Here is a 7,963-nt window from a genome sequence, read left to right as displayed (position 1 = left end):
GTAGGTCAACCGTAAGGAAGACGGAACTACTGAGGGGGTAAAGGATGCCAGAAAAAGCGAAAGTCTGGGGTAATGCCCAGGATAGGGGTTCAAAATTTGCCCCACACCGAAAGGTGGCAGACTTCTAGCAGGTCTTCAACGGTAAGCCAGAGTGAAGGAATCAAACCAACGTGAAAGATAGAGTCAGAAACGACATCGGAACGAAGGGACAGCTTCAAAGTTGGACTGACATAGACTGGAAGCTAGCTAAGAAGCGGGTCAGAAACCTAAGACAACGGATTTATCGTGCCACTCAGAAAGGTCAGTGGAATAAGGTGAGAAGCCTTATGAAACTGATGTTACGCAGTTACTCCAACCTACTGCTTTCAGTGCGACGAGTAACCCAAGAAAATCAAGGTAAGCAGACGGCTGGAATTGACGGTCAGACAGCTTTAACCAACTCAGAAAGGGTGAAACTGGTCACTGAAATCAAGGAACATTCTCTATGGAAAGTTCGCCCAACTAAAAGGGTATATATTCCCAAAGCAAACGGGAAAAGAAGACCATTAGGAATTCCAACTATCATTGACCGCGTAGCACAAGCGGTTGTCAAAAATGCACTAGAGCCTCGCTTTGAGCCTTACTTTGAGGCACACAGTTACGGCTTTAGACCTGGTAGGGGCACACACGATGCCATCGCCCAATGCTTTTGCCGAATGGGTGGAGGCAGTGACACTTGGATTTTAGATGCCGATATCAAAGGAGCATTTGACAACATCAGCCATGAATACATCCTCAGCGCAATTGGGAATACCCCAAGCCGAGAAATTATCAAACAATGGCTGAAAGCAGGGTATGTAGAAGCCGAAATGTTCCACAAAACAGAAAGCGGTACACCACAAGGAGGGATAATCAGCCCTCTGTTAGCCAATATTGCCTTAAATGGTATAGAGGCACTATTGAGCCAGTTTTACAAGGTCAACACCTACACCCTGAAAAGCGGGAAACAAGCTGGCAACAAGAAAAAGAAGAAGGATGCAACTTACGGATTCATCCGATATGCAGACGACTTCATCATCACCGCCAAATCAAGAGAGGACATTGAGGCAATAATTCCCACTCTTCAGGAATGGCTTCAAGAAAGAGGATTAGAACTGAGTCAGGAGAAAACCAACATCTCTCATGTAGAAGAAGGATTCAATTTCCTAGGGTTCAATATCCGCCAGTTCAAAGGCAAATGCCTGATTAAGCCTCAGAAAGAAAAAGTCAAAACCTTCCTGAAGAACATCCGTAAATGGCTTAAGGAACACAAACACGCTTCACCCGAGGCAGTCATAGAATACCTTAACCCAATACTAAGAGGATGGGGAAACTACTACAGGCACGGGGTCAGCAAACAAGTGTTCAGCTACGTTGACCACCTTCTCTGGAAACTTCTCTGGAAATGGTCACTGACGCGACACCCTAATAAACGTAAGAAATGGGTAGCCAGAAAGTACTTCAAAACCCTCCAAGGGCGAAAATGGGTATTTTCTGCAACAGTCAATGACGAGCGTGGCAATAAGGAGATAGCCATATTTCGGTTATCTGATATTCCAATTGAACGCCACGTTAAGGTCAAAGGCACCGCTTCCCCCGATGACCCCGAACTCACCAAATATTGGCAAGACCGCATGACCCGATACGGCAAAACCTATTGGGAAAAAAGCACAAAGCTCTACAAAGTAGCGACTAATCAAAACTGGTCTTGTCCGATATGCGGTGACCACCTGCTCAACGGAGAAAAACTGCACACCCACCACATCGTACAAAGGAAGAATGGCGGAACGGATAAGGAGGAAAACCTCATACACCTCCACCAAGCCTGTCATAGGCACGTCCATTCTAAGGGTGATTCTGAGAGGCTGAAGGCATGAGCCGGATGATGGGAAACTGTCAAGTCCGGTTCTTGGGGGAGGAGGACACGGCGACGTGTGCCTCCTTACCCGCCATCGACCATGAAGCACTGCTAAGAAAACTGAATACATTTCCCACCATCCGCCGTCAAATTCGAGCATGGTTAAAAGCGGGAGTGCTGGATGGAAAGCAGTTGTTTCCAACATCTGAGGGTACACCACAGGGTGGGGTCTTATCTCCATTACTAGCAAACATAGCCCTCCACGGGATGGAAGTACGGATAAAAAGATATGCGGAGACCTTAAAAATAAAATCTCCAGGTGGAAAAACCCTAGGTAAAACAGGGTTAAGAAACACATTAAATCTAATCCGTTACGCCGATGACTTCGTAGTTCTCCATGAAGACATAACCGTAGTCCAAAGATGCAAAGAGATTATCTCTGAATGGTTAAACAGCATGGGATTGGAATTAAAGCCTAGTAAAACGAGACTTGCCCATACTCTCAAGCAGTACGAGCAAGAAAAACCAGGATTCGACTTCCTAGGTTTTACGATACAACAATTCCCAGTAGGAAAGTATCACTCGAAACAGGGGTTTAAAACAATCATCACCCCAAGCAGACACAAGCAAAAGGTGCATTACGACCAAATCGCGGAAGTTATAGAAACCCATAGGGCAGCACCGCAAGCGGCGCTAATATGTCATCTCAACCCAATAATACGGGGATGGGCAAACTACTACGCGACTGTAGTAAGTAAGGTGGCTTACACAGACATGGATAACCTCATGTACCACAAGCTTAGGGCTTGGGCAAAACGCCGACACCCCTCAAAGAACGGGGAATGGGTGTCAAAAAGATATTGGCACTCCATAGACGGCAATAACTGGGAATTCGCAACCAGGAAGGAAGGGTCAAACCCTCTTTGGTTACTAAATCATGCTGACACTTCAATAGTGCGTCATGTAAAAGTTAAAGGTGAATCGTCTCCATACGACGGAAACCTGGTTTATTGGAGTACAAGAATGGGCAACAACCCTGAAATGCCAAGTAGGGTAGCAAAACTCCTGAAAAAGCAAAAAGGAAAGTGCGCCCACTGCGATATGTTCTTCCGTGAAAACGATGTGATGGAAATTGACCATAAAATCCCCAAATCGAAAGGTGGAAAGGATTCTTTTGATAACTGGCAGCTTCTACACAGACATTGCCACGACACAAAAACTGCTAACGACAGCAGTGTTGGCACACAATCTGGCTGCAACAGTGCCAAGCCTAAGCCCACCAAAAGACTTGAAAAAGTTGAGGATAAATGGGTAATGAGGTATGCGTGACAAGCACCAAATCATTGAGGAGCCGTGTGAGGTGAAAGTCTCACGCACGGTTTTGAAGACCAGCGGGACTGGTGACAGTCTCGCTGAGTTTAATGCAGCCGACTGCCTTGGATGAAACAGGAATTTTGTAAACGGATGTCGGAAGATGTCTCGTAAAAAAGGAACAGAACGGTTCAATCATGCCCCTGATAAAGCGTCGCCATTTTCTGCAAGCGGCTGGTGCTACCCTGGCAAGTATCGGTCTCAGCCAACTGGACTTTCTGCATCAGGTAGAGGGCTACGGTCAAGTACTGGCTCAGGGTAGCCCCAGTCGTAAGTTGGCGCTACTGGTGGGTATCAATACGTATCCAGACAAGATTACCAGTCTCCAGGGTTGTTTAACCGATGTGGAATTGCAGTGGGAATTGCTGGTACATCGATTTGGATTCAATCCCAAAGATATTTTGGTTGTTGCCGATCGCACCCTGCCTGTAACCCCCTATGAACCGCTTAAACCCACTCGCGACAACATTCTGAATGCATTCAAAACTCACCTGCTCGAGCAGGCAAAACCAGGTGATGTGGTTGTCTTTCATTATTCTGGGCATGGTTCCCGTATCCTCGATCCCAGCCCCATTCCAGAGTTGATCATTAACAATGAGAAAGTCCCCAATACCGACAAGCTAAATGGGACGATGGTGCCCTACGATCGCCTCACCAGTGATCCTGCTGTTGTCCAAGACATCATGGGACGAACGCTATTTCTGCTAATGCGATCGCTCAAAACCGAATTAGTCACGGCTGTCCTTGATAGTTGTCATTCTGGTGGTGGTATTCGCGGTGGGCTGACGTTCCGCGCTGTATCCTCTCGTGTGGATGGTGATAACCCTGACGGGATGCTTCGCGATCGTTACGCCTCCCCCAGTCCTGTTGAACTGGAACTGCAACACCGTCTGATGAAAGACTTGAACATTTCCGAAACCCAGTTAGCAGATTTGCGAAAACAAGGGATTGCCAAAGGCGTGGCGATCGGCTCTGCTCAGTTTGACCAATCCGCTGCCGATGCCCCTTTCGATAACGAAACATTCCATGCCGGAGCCTTCACCTACCTGCTTACGCGCTATCTCTGGCAGTCGGATACCAACGAATCGCTCAAGGATGCCTTTGTCAACCTGGCTCGCAGCACGAAAGATCTGGCTGCCAATAGCAAGGTTGAGCAGTTTCCCATCTTCGCTGCCAATCCTACTAGCAATGCTCAAAAGTGGACGTACTTTCTCTCACCTCCGCAGCCTTGGGCAGAAGCTGTGGTGCGTGATGTCAAACCGGATGGACGTGTTGAGTATTGGCTAGGTGGAGTTTCTTCGTTAAGTTTGGCAGCCAGCGATAAGGGTGGACTATGGGCAGTCATTGATGCTCAGGGCAACGAGATTGCTGAACTGGAGCAGACTAGTCGTACTGGCTTAATGGCAACTGGCACATTGCGAAGTGGTCAACTGAACACTCTGCAAACAGGCACCCTACTTAGGGAGAAGATACGTGGCGTTCCCACCGATTTGAAATTGCGCGTGAGTTTGGATGGCTCTTTAGGCAACCAGTTGCAGTTAGCAGCAGCAGCCTTGCAAAAGCTGAAGCGGGTACAAATCGTCAGTACGGAGCAAGGTGCGGATTGCATTTTGGGACGGATGACTCCAGCGTTGCGGCAACAGGTGACGCGAGGACAGACTCAGCAAGACATTGAGTTACCCAAAGCTGAAACCGTTGGCTTATTTTTGACGGGATTGCGCCCGATCGCGCCAACCTTCAACGATAAACCAGGAGAATCAGCTCAGGCAGCAGTGGAGCGTTTAGAGGGGCGGTTCAAATCGTTGTTAGCAGGTAAGCTGCTCAAACTGGTGACGGGTAGTGATGCGGCGTTAGTCGGGCAATCCTCAGCATATAAAGTAGCAGTGGCGATCGCTCCCAAAGGTAGCATTGCCACCACCACGCCCAAAACCTTTAAGCAAGGGACAACTGTTCAGGTGCAAGTTCGTAACAATGAGAAACGCAATTTGTATATAGCAGTGATTGGTATTGGTGAGAGTGGAAAAATTACACCCCTCTATCCATACTGGAATTCAGCAGAAAATGAAGCGCTTTTGGGTGAGGGGCAAGTCTTGCTGACACCTGTAGAAGGTGATGGCTATAACTTTACCCTGACTGGGGCTGGATCGTTTGAAGTCCTGGTGTTGGTAAGTGAAAAGCCCATCCGTGATGCGCTCAAAGGGTTACAAACAATTGCCGCAGGGCGTAGCGTAGAGGCTGGTTCTAGAACACCATTGCTCCTCTCTGGGGAGGAGGAACTGGGCTTTGTGGAAGCACTGATCAGCGATGGCGATCGCAACACGCGCGGCGGTATCCAGGTAACTCAAGATATAAAAGCCATTGACCGTAGACAACTTGCCGCTATTTCTACCATTCTGGAAGTGGTGAAATAGCTCTAAAGATCTCCGACTTCTTGCTTGAAGCTGACGGAGTTGTCACCGTTGTCACCCCGTCAGGAAAACACAGCCTGTGGGGGGAGTTCGCTCTTCATGGCATCATTAAAGGAAATGGGTATAAGCGATCGCAACACTATTGACTTGAACTAATATCTGAACGGGTTGTTTCTCTGGAGACAAATACAGGCTTACCCTGCTTATCTAACTGAACTTGCACCAATTGGATTTGGGGTTCTTTGCGATCGCCATTGGCTTGGAAACTAATGGTGCCTGTTGCCCCTATCGCTTTAAAATTAGGGTTTGATAAGGTTTGCTGCAACAAGGTACGGCTAGGAGCTGAGGATTTTGCTACAGCCGTGAGCAAAACATGAGTGGCATCATAAGCCAAAGCCGTCCGCCAACTCACTTGTCCTCCCCATAACTTTTCAGCGGCTTGGGGAAAGTTTGGGTCAGGACTATGCCTGTGATGCCAGGGGACAGCGACAACTAAACAGTTTTTTACTTGTTTGCCGACGACATCCAGAATTTCAGGTGTATAAATAGTATCGCCCCCTACCATAAAATAGCGACATTGGTTGGCAACAATCAGCTTTCTTGTTTGATTTAAAATTAAACTTTGACTATTGGGAAATAGAGCAATCACCTTGGCTCCTTTTTTTCCCACTTTATGTATCGCGTTTCCCGAATTAAGAAGCGGAGTAGATAAATCTAACTCATCTACAACCTTGCCTCCATTATTGCTCAAGCTTTCGCGAAATTGATGTTGTAAGGACTTACTATATTTACTACCGGGATTATAAAATACCACAGCCGTCTGTAAATTGACTTGTTTGCTCAAGTAGCTAGTCAATGCCTGAGCGATGACGCGATCGCTTGGCACTGTGCGAAAAAAGAAATTCGGATAACGAGATTTTCCTTGGGCTGATAAATCTTCGGAAGTGCTAGTTGGAGAAACAAACACTAATTGATTCTGTTGATATACCGCAGACGCGGCTAATGTTGAATCACTGGTGAAATGACCAACAACAGCAAGGACATCCTGTTTGTTCACTAAAGCTTCAGCAATTTGTTTAGCCTGCTTCGGTTTATTGTCGTCATCCGCAATTAATACTTTAATACGCACTTCTTTTCGTTTTTGATTAAACTCATCTTGCGCTTGGGCAACTCCCCGTAAAATTTCTAGTCCAGAATTCAACTCCTCTGAACTCATATCCAGAGGAACAGCAACCGCAATGGTATAAGATTTCGCTTTCTGAGCTTCAATCTGGGCATTGTTGAGGTAAATTAAAGTCTCAGGGTCACTTTTTTCGTTTTTTTGGGCTTTTGCCCACCACTCAACGGCTTTGCCATATTGCCCATCTCGAAATGCCTCGCTACCACTCCGCTTTTCTAGCGTTGCAGCACCAGGAATTAGGATTCGTTCTCCAGAACTTAACTTGTCGCTGGGTAGACATCGTTTAAAATTTCCTAATACCTCGCAGGGGAGTACCTGGTAGATGAGAGTTCCTGCTAATCCCAACAGCAGCATTGCCCCTCCTACCCAAAAGGGTTTAATTGAAAATCTCGTTGGCTGCTGTGTAATGTCAATCGATTTTGGATTTTGGATTTTGGATTTTGGATTGGCTCCGCCTTCAAAGGACGGAGCTTGACATTCGACAGAATTTCTTGATGATTCCCCTTGAAAGGGGAGGCTTGAAACCGTTTTTTTTCGGTCATTAGGAAGCTGAGTTATGTCTGTAGGATGACAGTTGATTATAGGAGTTTGATTTAAAGTATATTGCTCAGGCTTTCTACTATTATCAATTAACTGAATGCGTCGCCCACTATCTTGAGTGTTTTGAGGGCGATTGGCTGGCTCATGAGCCATCAAATCATCAATTAAAAGGGCGAAATCGCTTGATATTGATGGTGCTAAGCCCCGCCAAATTAATTGCTCAGTTTCAGCGTCTTTGGGTAAGTCATAGGGATGCCTACCTGTCAATAAGTAAACAAAGGTACGACCTAAGGCAAAAAAATCAGACTGTGGAACTGTTCTACCCTCAATTTGCTCTTGTGGAGTGTAATGAATAGAAATAATTCTTGTTTCTCCAACGCCGACTGCACCGAAGTCAATCAATACTAGTTGACCATCGGGTTTTAGCATGATATTTGATGGCTTGATGTCCCGATGCCAAAGCCCTATGCTATGGACTTTATTCAAAATTTCGACCAGTTGTTGCAGCCAATTAAGGGCTTGCTCTTGAGAAATAGGCTGATTTTCCTCTATCCATTCCTCTAGATTTAGTCCCTCTATTTTCTCCAT

Annotated in this window: 3 protein-coding genes and 1 pseudogene; 3 read left to right on the top strand and 1 reads right to left on the bottom strand. The window is 46.5% G+C overall.

All coding sequences use genetic code 11. The annotated features are described in order from the left end of the window. Positions 1-170: 170 nt before the first annotated feature. The 3 genes and pseudogenes from ltrA to V6C93_RS36190 all read left to right on the top strand — a co-directional run bounded on the left by ltrA (position 171) and on the right by V6C93_RS36190 (position 5,658). The gene (gene ltrA, locus V6C93_RS36200) at positions 171-1,895 is read left to right on the top strand and encodes a group II intron reverse transcriptase/maturase (protein ID WP_333481539.1); all 1,725 of its coding nucleotides are present in this window, start codon (positions 171-173) and stop codon (positions 1,893-1,895) included. Between the two features lie 71 nt (positions 1,896-1,966). Further along, positions 1,967-3,320: pseudogene (locus V6C93_RS36195) on the top strand (group II intron reverse transcriptase); the annotation flags it as partial. Positions 3,321-3,384: 64 nt separating this feature from the next. Beyond that, positions 3,385-5,658 carry a caspase family protein gene (locus tag V6C93_RS36190; protein ID WP_333481537.1) on the top strand — a complete coding sequence of 758 codons (2,274 nt, stop codon included), beginning with the start codon at positions 3,385-3,387 and terminating at the stop codon, positions 5,656-5,658. A 136-nt stretch (positions 5,659-5,794) separates the two neighbouring features. On the opposite strand, the gene V6C93_RS36185 is transcribed toward V6C93_RS36190, so the two are convergent. Next, positions 5,795-7,963 (bottom strand): bifunctional serine/threonine-protein kinase/ABC transporter substrate-binding protein (locus V6C93_RS36185; RefSeq protein WP_333481536.1); only part of this gene is annotated, 2,169 nt, incomplete at its 5' end.

Source organism: Allocoleopsis sp. (assembly GCF_036703385.1).
GTDB lineage: Bacteria > Cyanobacteriota > Cyanobacteriia > Cyanobacteriales > Coleofasciculaceae > Allocoleopsis.
This window is presented reverse-complemented; position numbering and strand designations above follow the sequence as displayed.